Genomic DNA, 15,824 nt, shown 5'->3' with positions numbered 1-15,824 from the left:
CGTTTTGTATTCAACGTTCGACTGGCTTTCCCTGTGTTATCAACCGGGCGCTATGCTGGCCGGAGATGTAAGTCCACAGCCAGCTCCAGGCGACAGCCGCACGGCTTCTCGTTCCAATGAGGAAGAAAATGTGCGCAATTCCCCAGAACCACCAGGCGATGATCCCTTTAAGCTTGAAGCGCCCCATATCGACAACGGCAGCACCTCTACCAATAGTCGCAAGGTTGCCCTGATGCTTGTAACGGAATGGCATCGGTGGCGTTTTTCCTTCAATACGGCTTTTGATGACTTTGGCAACATAAGCCCCTTGCTGCTTGGCGGCAGGCGCAATGCCCGGAACCGGCTTGCCATCTGGTCCTTCCACCCAGGCCGTATCGCCGATGACGAAGATATCATCATGCCCCGGCACATTAAGGTTGGACAGCACCTTCACACGTCCCGCGCGGTCGCTCTCAGCGTTCAGCCATGTAGCAGCAGGAGAGGCGGCAACGCCCGCCGCCCAGATTGCCGTATGGCAGGGAATGAACTCTTCGCCGACAGTTACGCCCTCGGCTGTAATATCCTTGACCGGAATTCCGAGCCGCACTTCGACGCCCAGCTTTTCGAGCGCTTTCAGCGCATAATCGGATAGGTCTTCTGGAAAAGCCGCCAGAATGCGTGGACCTGCTTCCAGCAGCATTACGCGTGTCAGCCGCGTGTCTATATTGCGAAACTCCGGCCATATGGTTTGCTTGGCTAGTTCCGCGATAATGCCTGCAAGCTCCACACCGGTCGGTCCGCCACCTACGATGGCAAATGTCAACAATGCCTGCCGCTTTGCTTCGTCTGTCTCACGTTCGGCACGCTCAAAGGCCAAAAGCAGGCGACGGCGAATGGTGGTTGCATCTTCAAGCGCTTTCAGCCCGGGCGCCAGCACTTCCCATTGATCATTGCCGAAATAAGCGTGGCGAGCTCCAGTGGCAAGTACGAGCATGTCGTACGAAATTTCAGTGCCGTTTTCGAGCTGCACCTGACGGCGTCCGGTATCGACATCAGTAACTGTGCCCAGCAAGGTGGTTACTTCCTTGCGGTCACGAAACAGATGGCGGATTGGCCATGCGATTTCGGACGTGGCGAGGATGGTTGTTGCGACCTGATAGAGAAGTGGCTGGAAGAGATGATGATTACGCTGATCGATCAGCGTTATCCGCACGTTGACGTTTCTGAGGTCGTGGATCAGTTGCAATCCGCCGAAACCGGCGCCGACAACAACGAGATGGGGGACACGCTTATCACTCATTATTTCAGCCTGCTTTCATCTTTAAACTGATCGCAATTGTTTCGTTGCGAAACGGGGGGCTTTAGACTTATTTTATGCCCGAGCCACACGTTTTCCAGACCTTACGTTCTTAATATTTATGTCTGTCAGGCTTTTCATCATCGAGATGTGTAAGAATATTGTCCCAGTTCTGAAATAGGAAAGCTCCGGAAAACACTTTCAACTTTTCAATCGAAGTGTGCCTGACCGCCATTGCTTTTCCATATAGTGCACGAAACCAGCATTGTTGTGTTGCCGGGCGCCGGCTTTGGCACCCTGCAGGCTGTATTTCGCTGGCGAACCCCAATGAATATGCCGCCATCGGGCATTCGCTCCGACGTATTGCGGAAAAGGCTTATGGCAAGAAATTCAATCTGCCATCAGACCGACGATAGAACCAGCAAGTCCCTGCGCACTTTATCGCCATTGCCGCTTATGAGCTGCTTCTCGATATCCGCATGCGTGGCCTTCCATATAGGTACCGCTGCAGCGAGAGCTGTCTTTCCCTCAGACGTGAGCTGCAATAATCGTTCGCGCCTGTCATTCGGGTTGACGATGATCTCGACCCAACCTTGCCGCTGCAAGGGCTTCAAGGCTGCCGTCAAAGTGGTCTGATCCATTGCCAGAAGTTCCGCAACAGGCTTCATCGGTGGCGGTGCCGGGCGGTTGAGCGACATCATTAAAGAGAATTGGCCGTTGGTCAGCCCGACCGGACGTAGAGCATCGTCAAAGCGGCGGGCGAGGGCGCGTGCGGCGCGCTGAACATGCAAACAAAGGCAGGTATCACGAACCAGAAGTGTTGTTTCAAAAGGTACATCGAGGCTATTTGACATGACTTATTAATATTGATATCAATGTAAATCGTCAAGCGGGAACATTCATATATGGGCATAGACAGGGAGCAAAAGCCGGAGGAGGGCTTGCACCATGAACAAGGTCGTATCCCGAGAAGTTTGGCTGGAAGCGCGACGCGCGCTTCTGGCAAGCGAGAAAGAAGCCACCCATCTGCGCGACAAGGTCAATCGTGAGCGGCAGGCTCTGCCGTGGGTGAAGGTTGATAAGGATTATACATTTGATACGCCTTCAGGACGGAAAACGCTTTCCGATCTGTTCGATTGGCGTAGCCAGTTGCTGATCTATCATTTCATGTTCGGACCAGACTGGGATCAAGGCTGCACAGGATGTTCGTTCCTCGCCGATAATTTTGACGGCGCGGTCACACATCTCAACAATCACGATGTCACGCTTGTTGCCGTTTCGCGTGGCCCGTTGGCAAAGCTCGAAGCATACAAGAAGCGGATGGGTTGGCACTTCCCCTGGGTTTCGTCAGAAGGCAGCGATTTCAATTTCGATTATCACGTCTCCTTTACAAAGGATGAGCTCGAGAACAATCGCGTTTTCTACAACTTCGACAAGCTGGCAGCAGAAGATGCTTTCGATGAGCTGCCCGGCATGAGCGCTTTCTACAAGGATGAAAGCGGTGCGATCTATCACACCTATTCCAGTTATGCCCGCGGTATCGAAGAATGGATCGGCACTCTGATGATCCTCGACCGCGCGCCCAAGGGTCGGAATGAAAATGGCACGATGCATTTCGTCAAACGGCACGATGAGTATGAAGCACAGGCTTCCAAGCACAGCTGCTGCGGCTGATCATTCAACCGCGAAATAAATCCAAGGGAGTACTTTCAATGAAAAACGGTTCTTCTCCGTTCGTCTGGTACGAATTGATGACAACAGATGCTGACAAGGCACAGGATTTTTATACAAAAGTCGTCGGCTGGACGGCAAAAGACGCCGGTGTCCCCGGCATGAAATATACGTTGTTTGAAGTGCCCGGATGCATGATTGCGGGCATGATGTCGATGGCCGACATGCCCAAAGAGGACTGCGGCGGCGAGCCCGGCTGGATCGGCTATGTCGGTGTGGCAAATGCTGATGACTACGCCCGGAAAGTTGAGGCGGAGGGCGGCAAAGTTCTCAGAGCTGCGCAAGATATTCCGAACATCGGGCGATTTGCGATTGTGTCGGACCCACAAGGTGGTGTCTTTGCACTTTTTGAGCCGAAAGACGAAATGCCGCCACCGGCCGACTTCGGTTCGCGCAAACCGGGACATCCGGGCTGGCACGAACTCTACGCCCAGAACGGCGAGACAGTATTTCCTTTCTACGAGAAGGTCTTCGGCTGGAAGCTCTCACGCAACTTCGACATGGGGCCTATGGGGAACTACAAGGTGTTCAGTGTCGATGGCGCCGATCATGGCGGTATCATGACCGCGCCTCCTGGTACTCGCGTCGGCTGGGGTTTCTACTTCATGGTCGATGGCGTGAAGGATGCTGCCAGCAGGGTCAAGTCTCTCGGTGGAGCCGTTTTGCAAGAGCCGATGCAAGTGCCCAACGGCGAATGGGTTGTTCAATGCAAGGACCCGCAAGGCGTGAACATCTCGCTTGTTGCCTCGAAACCGTAGGATAGATTGTGCCTCCCGATTGACTGCCGTTACATTTACGATGATTGGATGGAACATCGAAACGTATCGGCGGATGATCAATGATGCACGACAGAAGGACGCGTCAGTCTCAACGGGCTGGAACAGTTTTCGCCGCTGATGTTGGCGGGTCCTTCATTCGGCTGGCGCGCTCAGCCAATCCGGGCGATATCGAGCTGCTTGAAAAACTGCCAACGCCGGCCAACAGTTGGGATGAGTTTGGCGGGGCATTGGAAACTGCGCTCCGAACCCACGCACCGGACGACAGGGGGCCACTTGCACTTTCCATCGCTGGATTAGTTGATCCGGATACAACTACCGCTTTCTCTGCAAATATCCCATGCATTACCGGACACAGGCTAAGCTTTGAACTCGGCGAGCGATTACAACGGCAGGTAATTGCCGCCAATGATGCCGATTGTCTGGCGCTTGCTGAGGCAATCGAAGGAGCGGGTAAGGGACATGACATAGTCTTTTGCGCAGTGCTGGGAACAGGCGTCGGCGGTGGGCTTGTTATCGACGGTCAATTGGTTCGCGGTAAAGGTGGTTTGACTGGTGAATGGGGGCATGGCCCGATCCTCAACACGTGTGTAGAAATAGACGGGCAAACAGTGTCGGTTCCTCGCTTCGATTGCGGGTGCGGTCAAAGCGGTTGTGTCGACACGATCGGCGGTGCACGCGGGATCGAAAAGCTGCACCAGCTTCTGAATAGTATCGACGCGAATAGCCATACGATCCTGCAGGAATGGCTGGAAGGCAGACCGGAGGCGAGACGGACAATTTCGGCCTATCTCCAGTTGGTTGCCGATCCGCTTGCTGCCGTCGTCAACATAACCGGCGCATCAATCATACCGGTTGGAGGTGGACTTGCTACCGCTTCCGAATTGATCTCAGCAGTCGATGAGGCGGTCAGGGCTCGAATTCTGCGGAAGATAGACAAGCCGTTAGTTGTTCCGGGCATATTCGGCAGCGATGGCGGTTTGGTCGGGGCAGCAATATTGGGGCATCAGACGTGAGCGCACTACTTGAGGTCTGCGTGGATAGTGCCGATGGCTTGCGGTCGGCAATTGAAGGTGGTGCTGATCGGATTGAGCTCTGCTCTGCGCTCGAGCTGGGTGGCTTAACCCCTTCGCTGGGGTTGATTGAGCTTGCCTCGAAAGCACCAATCCCGGTTTACGCAATGATCAGACCGCGCGGGGGCAACTTCTGCTTTTCGGCAGAAGATGAAGCCATAATGCTGGCTGATATTCGCAACGCTAGAAATGCTGGTTTGGCCGGTGTCGTTGTCGGTGCATCGCTGAGCGACGGCTCTCTCGATGCGGTTATGCTGGAAAGACTGATTGCAGAGGCAAAGGGCCTTGGAGTAACGCTCCATCGCGCATTCGATCTTGTTCCCGATATGGAGATTGCGCTGCAGCAAGCAATTGCGCTCGGCTTTGAACGTATTCTGACATCCGGCCTGTCACAAACCGCCGAGGACGGCCTTGATAAACTGCGGCGGCTAGCTGAAATGGCTGGCGAGGGTATCAGCATTATGCCCGGTAGCGGCGTGAATGCTGAGAATGTGGGACGGATCATGGAGGCAACTGGCGCCGCAGAAGTTCATGCTTCATGCCGGGTCCCGGTCGAGGAGAAGGATCCTCGTGCTATCGCCTTCGATTTTGCTGCTGAACAATCATTTCGGACATGCGTTCAACGCGTTAGAGCTTTGAAAACTGCAATCGCGCGCGCTTAAAGGCCATTCAATCCAAATTCGCGGCGTCTGTGAGAGTAGTATTCGCATATTGATCGACGCCTGAAACGGAAATTTCTCATACACTTTAAGGTGACACTTAATCCCTATTGCCACTCCCAAAGAGTTTGAGTAGAAGTGTCGTCACATCAAGAGTTGGGGAGACGCCCAACGCCAACCTGCCTCTCCGGGCAAGGTGGTACTCTCTGCAAGGAGAGGATGTGGCCAAACCGGCAAATATACGGATAAAGCCACTCGCGTCCTCACCAACATAAACTAGGGACCGACGCGACATGCCGATTAAAATTCCTGACGATCTGCCAGCAACCAGTGTTCTCCAGTCCGAGGGCGTCATGGTCATGCGTGAAGCAGATGCCGTTCGTCAGGATATTCGCCCGCTGAAGATCGGCCTTCTTAATCTGATGCCCAACAAGGTCACCACCGAGACGCAGATTGCGCGGCTTCTCGGAGCAACGCCGTTGCAGGTGGAGTTGACCCTTGTTCGTATCACCAACCATGTGGCGCGCCACACGCCCGCCGATCACATGCTGTCCTTCTACCAGCCGTGGGAAGATGTGAAGGATCAACGCTTTGACGGTTTTGTCATCACCGGGGCTCCGGTCGAACGCCTTGAGTTCGAGAAAGTCACCTATTGGGACGAAATGCAACGCGTGTTCGACTGGACACAGACCCATGTGCATCGGACACTGAATATTTGCTGGGCTGCGCAAGCTGCCGTTCATCATTTCCACGGCATGGGCAAATACGAACTACCGGGCAAGGCGTCGGGCGTCTATAGCCAACGCAACCTTGCGCCATCGTCTCCCTACCTTCGCGGCTTTTCGGATGATTTCAAAATCCCGGTTTCGCGCTGGACCGAAGTGCGCAAGAGCGACATTCCGTCCGACAGCGGGTTGAAGGTGCTGGTCGATAGCCCAGAGACGGGGCTTTGCCTGTTGGACGATCCGCGTCATCGCTCACTGCATATGTTCAATCACGTGGAGTATGACACGACGTCACTGGCGGACGAATATTTCCGTGACATTCAGGCCCAACCTGAAACAAAGGTTCCGGCGAATTATTTCCCTGGAGACGACGCAACGCGCCAGCCGGAAAACCGCTGGCGCAGCCACGCGCATCTTCTTTTTGGAAACTGGATCAACGAGATGTATCAATCGACGCCTTACGACCTGGAAAATATCGGGAAGCGCTAAGAGCACGGAGCGGACGCGGCCTGAATATAGCGGCCCAAATGAACGAACCCGGCATGGCGATATTGCATGCCGGGTTTTGAGCGGTTAACTGGCAGCGCGCGCCAGCCATCTGTGCCAGTCGTCCTCTGAGCCGTGGAAGACATTCAGGTCAATCTTTTCGCTTACACCCTGCGAAAGCCCTGATCCTGAATACTGCCAGAAGGTCCATGGACGCCCCGGATAAACCTTGGACGGATGTTGGGCGACGGCACGTAACCAGAATGGATAGTTGGTGAAGGCACCTTTCAGATTGTCGTCATAGAAATCTGGCGCGGTATAGATGATTGGCCGCTTGCCGTAGTGCTGTTCCAGCCTGTCCATGAAGACCTGCATCTTTTCCCGCACCTGCGCCGGAGAAGGCCGCCGCTTGCAGGAGGAATCGCCGTTCCATTCCACATCGATGACAGGTGGAAGCGCATCGGCTTCCTTGGGAACATTGCGGATGAACCAGTCGGCCTGCTGGCTTGCCACGCGGCACCAGTAGAAGAAGTGGTATGCACCGCGTTTGATGCCTGCGGCTTTCGCCTCACGCCAGTTCTTGCGGAACATGGGATCGAGATGGTCGCCGCCATCAGTTGCCTTGATATAGGCGAAGTTTGCACCTTGTGTACGCAGCTTCACCCAGTCGATATCACCCTGCCAGCGCGAGACGTCCACACCGTGAACTGCCAGCTTGCGCGGCGAAGAGCGTCCGAAATTGATCGGTTTTGCATCGCGGAAACGGTGGCTGTAGATTTTCGAGCGTTCTTGCGGCGTAAGGCGTACCGGCGGGTAGGCTGCGACTTCAGGCTTCGGAAGCGAGATGCGCGCCTGGGGGCGTTCCTGCGGCTGTGGTTGCGGCGTAATGCGGGCTGGCGGCTCTGCCTTGAACGGGCCTGCATCAGGTATGGGGCCTGCCCAAGCCAGAACTTCTTCCTGTTGGGCTGCTGGCATCGGCTGCGAAGCGCTCGCCATTTCGCTCAGAGGAGCGGGCGGCACCGGGCGAGCCACCGAACTCGTTGTCTCAGCCGAAGTCTTCGACTGGAGCATGATGCTGTCGATGCCGGAACTTGACGTACAGCCCGTCAAAGCGGCGCAGGCAAGGGCGATGACTGATACAACCGAAGAACGCATGAGCACCCGTAACGCAAAACAAGTGGGCTGCAACGCTCCCTCTGAGCTAATTGCTAATCAAAGCTTACCGGGAAATGCTGAATCCAAAGTTTACGAAATTGCTAATGCACACTCTCTAATTTGATTGCGCGAGAATTTTAATCAGTGCTGTTGCAGAATTCTCCAATACGGTTTCATCAAATCCTGAGAAGCCGAGGATAAGCCCCTGGCGCGGCTTCAGTTTCGTGTAGAGTGTCGATAGTGCATGAACCTCAATACCAGACTCTGACAGAATGCCTGCGAGACGTGTATCGCTTTGCCCGTCCGGTAAAGCCAGAAGCAGTGAAAGCCCAGCAGGAGGAGCCTCAATCCGGAACAGTTCCGGCTCTCCGGGGGCAAGTGCTGCCATCAGTTTACGCCGCCGCGATGCATGTATGCGACGCATACGCCTGATGTGCTGCGCAAAGGCTCCCGTTTCTATGAAGCTGGCCAATGCTGGCTGCGCCAGTGGCGACGGCGCAGGAAACAGGGTTTGTCGCAAAGCTCTGAATTGAGCGGTCATATGTGCCGGTACGATCAGGAAGCCTAGCCGCAGGAGTGGCGAAAAGACCTTGGAAAAGCTTCCAATGTAAAGAATACGGTCTGGGTCCAGCGACATCAACGCCGGCAGGGGCTGGCCGATATAACGGTGTTCGCTGTCGTAATCGTCCTCGATGATGACAGCATCACGCTCTCTTGCCCATGCAATCAATTCAAGACGGCGCCCCAACGTCATGGTTACGCCTGTCGGGTGATGTCGAGCCGGTGTGACGAACGCCCCACGTGCGTCGTTGGCTTTATCTCGCCCCGTCGAGACATCGAGACCGCCGACATCGACGGGAACGGCTATTATGTCGAGGCCATTGGTACCTAGGATCTTGCGCGCAGGCGGATATCCGGGTTCTTCCATCCAGAGTCTGTCACCCGGCGCAAACAGCGCTTCCCGGATAAGGCCAAGAGCGTCTGCGCTGCCGTTGGTGATGATAATCTGTTCCGGTGAGACAATCATACCGCGCCATTCGTGCAAATGACGGGCCAAAGATGACCGCAGAGGATGAAAGCCAAACACATCGTCGCTGCTTAATAGATCAGGGGAGGGATTGCGCCAGATGCGTCCTAACAGTTTGCCCCATTCGTCGTGCGGGAAATGATCGCTATCGAACATACCGAGCCGGAAGGCTTTGGCTTCCTCACGGTGTAACCGCTGCTGGGCTATCGTATGAAGAGGCGGTTGGTCGACTGTCAGGCTGGTTTCGGGAAGTTCGGCGGTGACATGGGTTCCGGAACCTTGACGTCCTTCCAGATAGCCTTCGGCGATCAATTGGTCGAAGGCCGCAAGAACGGTTGTTCGTGACAGGCCGAGTTCCAGAGACAAGGCACGGGTAGAAGGCAGTTTTGCATTGGGTTTCAGGCGTCCGGCCAAAACCGCTTGTCTTATCTGACCGACCAGTTGTGCAGTAAGCGAGACATCGCTGGCGCGATCAATCCCGAATTCCGGAAGCGTATTGGAAATTGGCATTATCGTATTCGTTGAAAGTGGTTATTTTCTCAAAACCACTATGGCGGCAGTTTGGCCAAACATAAAGGAGAAATATCGGCCATGACGACACCCCCTTCCGAACGCAGCCGCGTGAAGCGCATGCATGAGCGCGGTGCCTATGATGCAGCCACGGTTCACGCAATCATCGATGCTCAGCCTCTGGCGCATGTGGCTTATGTGTTCAATGGAACGCCCTATGTCACACCAACGCTGGTCTGGCGTGAAGGCAATTTCATTTACTGGCACGGATCATCCGCCAGCCGCATGCTGGAAAGCTGCGACGAAGCGGAAGTGTGCGTGAGCTTTACACTGCTCGATGGGCTGGTCCTTGCCCGATCAGCGTTTCATCATTCCTGTAATTATCGCTCGGTCATGGCTTTCGGGACAGCGCATAAAATCTCGGATGTCGCGACGAAGGAACATCACTTGCGCAGTTTCGTAAACGGACTTTTTCCCGGTCGCTGGGAGGGACTGCGTCCGATGATGGCAAAGGAGCTGAAAGCCACCATGCTTTTGGAACTGGAATTGAATGAAGCCTCGGCAAAGGTTCGTTCCGGTCCGCCGAAGGATGATGACGCCGATTATGCACTGCCAATCTGGGCAGGCGTCATTCCTATGACTACCCGGATGGGGGCTCCGGTGGATGACGGTCATATTTTGCCTGGCGTTGCTGCGCCGGACGCCATTTTGCAGTTCGGTTATGTGGCAGAAGCTGCGGAATAGAGGGTCGAAGATTCAGGCGGGTCCGAGAAAGATGTGCGTCTCGGACTTAGCAATCCCGTCCATGGCGCGGATTCCTGTTACCAGCCGGTGAAATTCATTCATGTTTGGGACTTCGATCTCGGCGATCAGGTCCCATGTACCATTCGTGGTATTTACAGCGGAGAAGCCTGGGTTCTTGCGTAAAGTCGCTATCACGCTTTTGATGTTTCGTCCGGTCAGTTCGATCATCATGATACCGCGGATCATGTCGGTGGCGCCATGATCCTTCAATCTGACTGTAAAGCCTGCAATGACCCCTGATGCGATCAAACGTTCCATACGGCTTTGGATCGTGCCTCGCGCCACCCCCAGAATGCTCGCAAGCGTCGGGATGGATGCACGCGCATTGATACGCAGTTCCGATATTAAGCGCTGATCCAGATCATCCATCACCAAACCACCATTTGACGATTTCGTCAGTTTGATTGCGTTTATCGCAAATTACTGGATATTTCTATACCGAATTGACGTTTTCGTTGATCCTTTGCTCCGTTAGCGTGCTTGAAAACAAACAAGCCGGATAAGCAGCAACGCAACTGGCAGGGGAATTTCGGAGGTGGATCGATGGAGTTTTTCTTTCTCCCGCTCCTGGGTACCAGAGCGCGTCGATCTTGCCTGTTCCGAATCGGTTTTCCCGACAAATTTGCCGCCGCCCGTCGGGCGTCGACGATCTGGAAAGATGCGTCCATCCGGGCGCTCGGAACGGGCATTGCCCGTGATCGCGCACGATCACTTAGGAGAAAATAAAATGAAAACCCTTCTGTCGTCACTCGTTGCAGCTAGCGTCGGCGCGCTGATGATGCTCGCTCCCGCTCACGCTAACGACCTCGAAAAAGTCAAGCAGAGCGGCGAATTGCGCATCGGCATGAGCGGTGTTTTTCCGCCGTTCAGCTTTGTTGATGGTCAGAACCAGGTTGTCGGCTTCGACGTTGATATCGGTGCTGAAATCGCCAAGCGCCTTGATGTAAAGCCGGTTGTCGTGACCACCGCTTTCGACGGTATCATTGCAGGGCTGCGTGCAGGTAAGTTTGATGTCGTCGTCGGCAGCATGAGCATCACGCCGGAACGCGAAAATGCTGTCGATTTCGCAGGTCCTTACTATCGCGGTGGTCGTGGTATCTTCGTGACGGAAGCATCGCCGGTCAAGTCCATGGACGAACTGAAGCAGGGCAAGACCATTGCCGTTACGCTTGGCGAAACCAGCGACAAGTGGGCGCGCGAGCAGGGCGGCTGGACCGTCCGCACCTATAAGGGCATTCCGGAACTGCTGCTTGAGCTTCGTTCGGGCCGCGTGGACGCCATTGCCTCGGATGACATTCCAATCCTGATTGCCATCAAGGAAAGCGGCGAAAAGGTTCGTCAGCTCGATACGCCTGAACTTCAGGGTACCGACAATGTTGGTATTGCTCTGCGCAAGGGTAACCCTGAGCTGAAGGACGCGATCAACAAGGCTCTCGATGACATGAAAGCCGACGGCACCTACGAGAAAATCTCGACCAAATGGATCGGTCGCGATATCCGCTAACCGCGTGAAACCCCATGCCGGGACGGCTATTAACGCAATTGTCCCGGCAAAGTTTCTTTCCGGCTTGGTTTTCCAGACAGGAAAGGGGAGATAATGAATTTCTCTTTGATGGCGGAGGTCTTTCCATACTTTCTGGAAGCCGCCCTGGTTACCGTCGAAATCTCGGCGCTTGCCATTCTGATCGGGTTGAGCGTCGGTGCGCTTGCAACATCCGCAAAACTGTCGCGCTTCTGGCTGCTGCGGTTTGTCGGAACAGCCTATGTCAGTGTTTTTCGCGGCACGCCCTGCCTATTGCAGCTTTTTGTTCTCTATTTCGGCGGACCGCAGATCGGCATCAATCTTGAGCCCTTTGCAGCCGGTGCCATCGGTCTCGGACTCAATATTGGTGCTTATTACGCCGAAGCCATGCGCGGCGCTATTCTGACGGTTGATGCCGGGCAGAACGAAGCTGCTCGTTCCATTGGTTTCAGCAGTGGACAGTCGATGCGCTTTGTGGTGTTGCCGCAGGCAGCCCGGCTCATGATCCGCTCGCTCGGTGTCAACACTGTCATGCTGATCAAGGGCTCTGCTCTTGTTTCCGCAATCTCCGTAGTCGAACTGACCTACACAGCCCAGCGTTTCATCGGCTCGACCTATCGTCCGTTTGAAATTTTCGGCATCGCCGCGGCCATCTACATGGTCCTCATCTATATCGTTGCACGCTTCGTCGATTTTCTCGAAGCCCGCTACGCACTCAAATAGGCGGTGATATCATGCAACTCGATTTCTCCATCGTCCCGCCCTATACCGAACTCCTGATGACCGGCATCTGGTGGACACTCATCATCGCTGTGTCCTCATCTATCGTTAGTTTTTTCGGTGGCATCGCATTTGCCCTGCTTGTTCTCTACGGCAACTGGCTGGTGCGCTATCCGGTCCGCTTCTTCATCTGGCTGTTCATGGGCACGCCGCTGCTTCTGCAACTGTTTCTGCTCTATTACGGCCTCTCGCAGATCGGCATCAACATTCCTGCCGTATGGACTGGTATCATCGGACTTGGCTTGCATTTTGCGGTCTATAATTCGGATATCTTCCGCACCGCAATCCTGACTGTCGATCCGGGGCAGAATGAGGGTGCCCGTTCGTTGGGCTTCGGCAGTGGCCAGACGCTGCGCTACATCATCGTGCCGCAAGCTGTCCGCAACGCGCTACCGCAGGTGGGCAATAATCTGATTGCTCTCTTGAAGGACACGGCACTCGTGTCGGTGATCGGCATCACAGAGCTGGTGCATGCGTCACAGCAGGCAATCAGTGAAACCTATAGCCCGTTTGAATTCTACATCACTGCCGCAGTGATCTTCTACGTACTCAATCTCATCCTGGAAGCCGGATTGCACTGGATGGAAAAGAAAGTCGAGGCTTACCGATGAGCAACAGCAAACCCATGGTGGAAGTGCGCGACGTCCACAAGGCTTACGGCGCACTCGAAGTTCTCAAGGGCATCAATCTGTCGGTCGAACGTGGACAGATCATCGCCATTATCGGCCCTTCCGGTTCCGGTAAAAGTACGTTGCTTCGCTCCATCAACCACCTGGAAACGGTCAATTCGGGCCAGATACTGCTGGACGGCATTCAGGTGAACCAGTCGTTGAACGGGCGGGCATTCGAGCGGCATATCAATGCCGTGCGCCAGCAGATGGGCATGGTTTTTCAGCACTTCAATCTGTTTCCGCATCTCAATGTCATGGAAAACATCACGCTCGGCCCCATCAAGTTGAAGGGCAAGAGCAAGCAGGAAGCGCAGGAACTTGCCGTTTCTCTTTTGAAAAAGGTCGGCCTCGCCGACAAGGCCAGTATGTACCCGTCGCGACTGTCGGGCGGTCAGAAGCAGCGCGTGGCTATTGCCCGTGCGCTTGCGATGCAGCCCAAAGTCATGCTGTTCGATGAAGCAACTTCCGCACTCGATCCGGAACTGGTCGAGGAGGTCAATCAGGTCATGAAGCAGCTCGCACAGGAGCACATGACCATGCTCATCGTGACCCACGAAATGCGTTTTGCCGCTGAAGTCTCCGATAAGGTGCTCTTCATGGACAAGGGCGTTGTGGTCGAGGAAGGCAAGCCGGATGTTATCTTCAGCAATCCGGAAAATGAAAGAACGAGAGCGTTCCTGAGAAAGCATCTCAACCAGTAAGTTGATGTTTGGAGCAGTTCCGGCAAAAGTGTGAAACGGTTTTGCGTCTGGAACTGCGAAAACAATTAGTCAGATCGTGAAAACCTGCCTGTGCCTTGTTCGAGGTACGGAGGCGGGGAACTATTGAGCGAGGAAAGACCGTGGCATCCCCAAATGAATGGAACCCGACAGAACGGGTGAGAGAACTCTCCTATCGCATGGTAAAATGGCCAAGCGAGACCGGAACACCTGACGAGGCATCGTTCGGTCCGAAGCTTGCCGAACTTTTGCGCGAGATTCCATATTTCCAGAAAAACCCGGACAACATCGCTGTCATCGATAGCCACGGTTCACCGATGACCAAGAATGTCATCGCGGTCGTCCGCGGCACGGGGCGCAGAACCCTGGCTCTGGCGGGCCATTTCGACGTGGTGGAAACTGCAAACTACCGTGATTTGAAGCATCTGGCCTTCGAGCCGGATGCCTTGCTTGAAGCGCTTCTCGCCGACCTTACCAGCCGCCCGCTTGCTCCGAACGAGGAAAAGGCACTCGCCGACTTCCGGAGCGGACATTACATTCCAGGACGCGGCATGCTGGACATGAAGAGTGGCGTTGCCGCTGGCATCGCCACACTCGAATATTTCTCGCAGCAGCCGGATCGCGAAGGCAATCTGATCCTGTTTGCAACACCTGACGAAGAGCGCGGTTCGCGGGGAATGCGCAGCCTGCGCGATGCTTTGCCGGAACTTGCCGAACGCTGGGACCTCGACATCGTCGCCGGTATCAATTTGGATGCAACAAGCGATCAAGGTGACGGTGCGGAAGGCCGCGCCATCTATCGCGGCACTATCGGAAAGCAACTTCCCTTTGCCTTCGTGGTCGGGCAGCCTTCGCATGCGAGTTATCCGTTCGAAGGTGTCAGCGCGCATCTCATCGCATCGGAAATCATGCGGGCAGTGGAAGCCAATGCAGCTCTTTGCGATACAGCGGATGATGAAGTTTCGCCGCCCCCGATCTGTCTTGAAGCGCGGGATTTCCGCGGTGGCTATGAAGTGACCACGCCGGAACGAACATGGATTGCCTTCAACTGGCTCACCCATTCCGTCTCGCCTGATGCTTTGTTCCAGCAGTTCAAGGCGGTTGTCGGCGAGGCACTGGATCGTGCGATCAAGCACTTCAATGTTGAGGCTGAACGCTTCGCAAAGCTGGTTGGCAGCGATGCAGACGCCAATCACAAGGGTCGAATTCTGACCACTGCCGAGCTGCGCGACGAAGTCCGGCGTATTGGTGGTGACGCGGCACTGGAACGGATAGCCATATTGGAAGCCGAGCTTTCAAGCAGCGACAACCCGCTTCTCATCACGCGGGAACTCCTCAATGCGATGGTTGCCGAGGCGCGTATTACAGGCCCGACGATCATTATCGGTTTCGGGAGCCTTGTCTATCCACATGTTCGGATGGGGACCGAAACGGCAGAAGAACTGCGTTTTGCGGAAGCTCTGGAAACCGCACGCGTGGATGCGGAGCGCCAGTTTGATACGACGATCCGATATAGGGAAATCTTTGCCGGGATTTCGGATATGAGCTTCTTCGGTCATATCCCTGACGCGATGGATAGCGAAGTCATCGCGGCCAACACGCCCGCTGCTCAGTTTATCGACCGTGCCAATCCAAAGGCGCTTTCTTATCCCGTAGTAAATATCGGCCCATGGGGACGCGAGTATCATCAGCGGCTGGAACGGGTCTATGCGCCCTATGCCTTTACGGTGCTGCCACAGTTTCTTTATGGCATCGCTGTGCGCTTCCTTAAGCCTTAGAGGTTCACGAACGACACGGTGTCCTTCACCTGGCCTGATTGACTGTTATAGCGATCATGTGGAGGACATCGTCAGCGCTGCAGCCGCGCGAGAGGTCGTTTGCGGGTTTGGCGAGGCCCTGGAGCACGGGGC

At 54.9% G+C, this 15,824-nt stretch carries 17 protein-coding genes and 1 riboswitch; of the genes, 11 read left to right on the top strand and 6 right to left on the bottom strand.

All coding sequences use genetic code 11. The features are described from left to right. Nucleotides 1-10: 10 nt before the first annotated feature. Nucleotides 11-1,279, bottom strand: a complete 1,269-nt coding sequence (locus F9K91_RS14360) for an NAD(P)/FAD-dependent oxidoreductase (protein WP_151651534.1) — start codon at nucleotides 1,277-1,279, stop codon at nucleotides 11-13. Between the two features lie 398 nt (nucleotides 1,280-1,677). Then, nucleotides 1,678-2,130 carry a MarR family winged helix-turn-helix transcriptional regulator gene (locus F9K91_RS14350; protein WP_151555787.1) on the bottom strand — a complete coding sequence of 151 codons (453 nt, stop codon included), beginning with the start codon at nucleotides 2,128-2,130 and terminating at the stop codon, nucleotides 1,678-1,680. Between the two features lie 94 nt (nucleotides 2,131-2,224). Here F9K91_RS14350 and F9K91_RS14345 point away from each other — a divergent pair, with 94 nt between their 5' ends. From F9K91_RS14345 to metA, 5 genes are all read left to right on the top strand, one after another. Then, nucleotides 2,225-2,950, top strand: coding sequence for a DUF899 domain-containing protein (locus F9K91_RS14345; protein WP_151651533.1), 726 nt, complete (start codon nucleotides 2,225-2,227; stop codon nucleotides 2,948-2,950). A 38-nt stretch (nucleotides 2,951-2,988) separates the two neighbouring features. Next, nucleotides 2,989-3,765 carry a VOC family protein gene (locus F9K91_RS14340; protein WP_151555785.1) on the top strand — a complete coding sequence of 259 codons (777 nt, stop codon included), beginning with the start codon at nucleotides 2,989-2,991 and terminating at the stop codon, nucleotides 3,763-3,765. Nucleotides 3,766-3,848: 83 nt separating this feature from the next. Beyond that, the gene (locus tag F9K91_RS14335; RefSeq protein ID WP_151678080.1) at nucleotides 3,849-4,799 is read left to right on the top strand and encodes an ROK family protein; all 951 of its coding nucleotides are present in this window, start codon (nucleotides 3,849-3,851) and stop codon (nucleotides 4,797-4,799) included. Beyond that, nucleotides 4,796-5,518: a copper homeostasis protein CutC gene (locus tag F9K91_RS14330; RefSeq protein ID WP_151678033.1), complete on the top strand. Its 723-nt coding sequence runs from the start codon at nucleotides 4,796-4,798 to the stop codon at nucleotides 5,516-5,518. Before F9K91_RS14335 ends, F9K91_RS14330 begins: the two co-directional genes overlap by 4 nt. A gap of 138 nt (nucleotides 5,519-5,656) precedes the next feature. Beyond that, nucleotides 5,657-5,766: riboswitch (SAM-I-IV-variant riboswitch) on the top strand. A 42-nt stretch (nucleotides 5,767-5,808) separates the two neighbouring features. Beyond that, nucleotides 5,809-6,729 (top strand): homoserine O-acetyltransferase MetA, encoded by a 921-nt coding sequence (metA, locus tag F9K91_RS14325; protein ID WP_151678032.1) that lies wholly within the window; start codon nucleotides 5,809-5,811, stop codon nucleotides 6,727-6,729. An 84-nt stretch (nucleotides 6,730-6,813) separates the two neighbouring features. Here the strand turns inward: metA and F9K91_RS14320 are convergent, their stop codons facing one another. Both F9K91_RS14320 and pdxR read right to left on the bottom strand, forming a co-directional pair. Then, nucleotides 6,814-7,881, bottom strand: a complete 1,068-nt coding sequence (locus tag F9K91_RS14320; RefSeq protein ID WP_151555782.1) for a glycoside hydrolase family 25 protein — start codon at nucleotides 7,879-7,881, stop codon at nucleotides 6,814-6,816. A gap of 115 nt (nucleotides 7,882-7,996) precedes the next feature. Next, the gene (pdxR, locus tag F9K91_RS14315; RefSeq protein ID WP_151678031.1) at nucleotides 7,997-9,418 is read right to left on the bottom strand and encodes a MocR-like pyridoxine biosynthesis transcription factor PdxR; all 1,422 of its coding nucleotides are present in this window, start codon (nucleotides 9,416-9,418) and stop codon (nucleotides 7,997-7,999) included. Nucleotides 9,419-9,499: 81 nt separating this feature from the next. Between pdxR and F9K91_RS14310 the strand changes: the two genes are divergently transcribed. Next, nucleotides 9,500-10,162: a pyridoxamine 5'-phosphate oxidase family protein gene (locus F9K91_RS14310; RefSeq protein WP_151678030.1), complete on the top strand. Its 663-nt coding sequence runs from the start codon at nucleotides 9,500-9,502 to the stop codon at nucleotides 10,160-10,162. A gap of 12 nt (nucleotides 10,163-10,174) precedes the next feature. Here F9K91_RS14310 and F9K91_RS14305 read toward each other — a convergent pair whose 3' ends face one another. Then, complete coding sequence (locus F9K91_RS14305) at nucleotides 10,175-10,591, bottom strand: Lrp/AsnC family transcriptional regulator (protein ID WP_010658693.1); 417 nt, start codon at nucleotides 10,589-10,591, stop codon at nucleotides 10,175-10,177. A gap of 358 nt (nucleotides 10,592-10,949) precedes the next feature. Between F9K91_RS14305 and F9K91_RS14300 the strand changes: the two genes are divergently transcribed. From F9K91_RS14300 to F9K91_RS14280, 5 genes are all read left to right on the top strand, one after another. After that, entirely contained in the window at nucleotides 10,950-11,726 is a 777-nt protein-coding gene (locus F9K91_RS14300; RefSeq protein WP_151678029.1) for a transporter substrate-binding domain-containing protein, read from the top strand. A 93-nt stretch (nucleotides 11,727-11,819) separates the two neighbouring features. Beyond that, a complete protein-coding gene (locus F9K91_RS14295) occupies nucleotides 11,820-12,467 on the top strand; it encodes an amino acid ABC transporter permease (protein WP_061347902.1) in 648 nt (215 codons plus the stop codon). An 11-nt stretch (nucleotides 12,468-12,478) separates the two neighbouring features. Next, nucleotides 12,479-13,135, top strand: a complete 657-nt coding sequence (locus tag F9K91_RS14290; RefSeq protein WP_010658696.1) for an amino acid ABC transporter permease — start codon at nucleotides 12,479-12,481, stop codon at nucleotides 13,133-13,135. After that, a complete protein-coding gene (locus tag F9K91_RS14285; protein ID WP_151651529.1) occupies nucleotides 13,132-13,896 on the top strand; it encodes an amino acid ABC transporter ATP-binding protein in 765 nt (254 codons plus the stop codon). The genes F9K91_RS14290 and F9K91_RS14285 overlap by 4 nt, the downstream gene beginning before the upstream one ends. Nucleotides 13,897-14,093: 197 nt before the next feature. Beyond that, on the top strand, nucleotides 14,094-15,692 hold the full coding sequence (locus tag F9K91_RS14280; RefSeq protein ID WP_151678079.1) for a M20/M25/M40 family metallo-hydrolase: 1,599 nt from the start codon (nucleotides 14,094-14,096) through the stop codon (nucleotides 15,690-15,692). A gap of 25 nt (nucleotides 15,693-15,717) precedes the next feature. Here the strand turns inward: F9K91_RS14280 and F9K91_RS14275 are convergent. Then, a partial coding sequence (locus tag F9K91_RS14275; protein ID WP_268878389.1) for a phosphate acyltransferase occupies nucleotides 15,718-15,824 on the bottom strand: 107 nt, incomplete at its 5' end.

The organism is Brucella tritici, from assembly GCF_008932295.1.
Classification (GTDB): Bacteria; Pseudomonadota; Alphaproteobacteria; order Rhizobiales; family Rhizobiaceae; genus Brucella; species Brucella tritici.
This window is presented reverse-complemented; position numbering and strand designations above follow the sequence as displayed.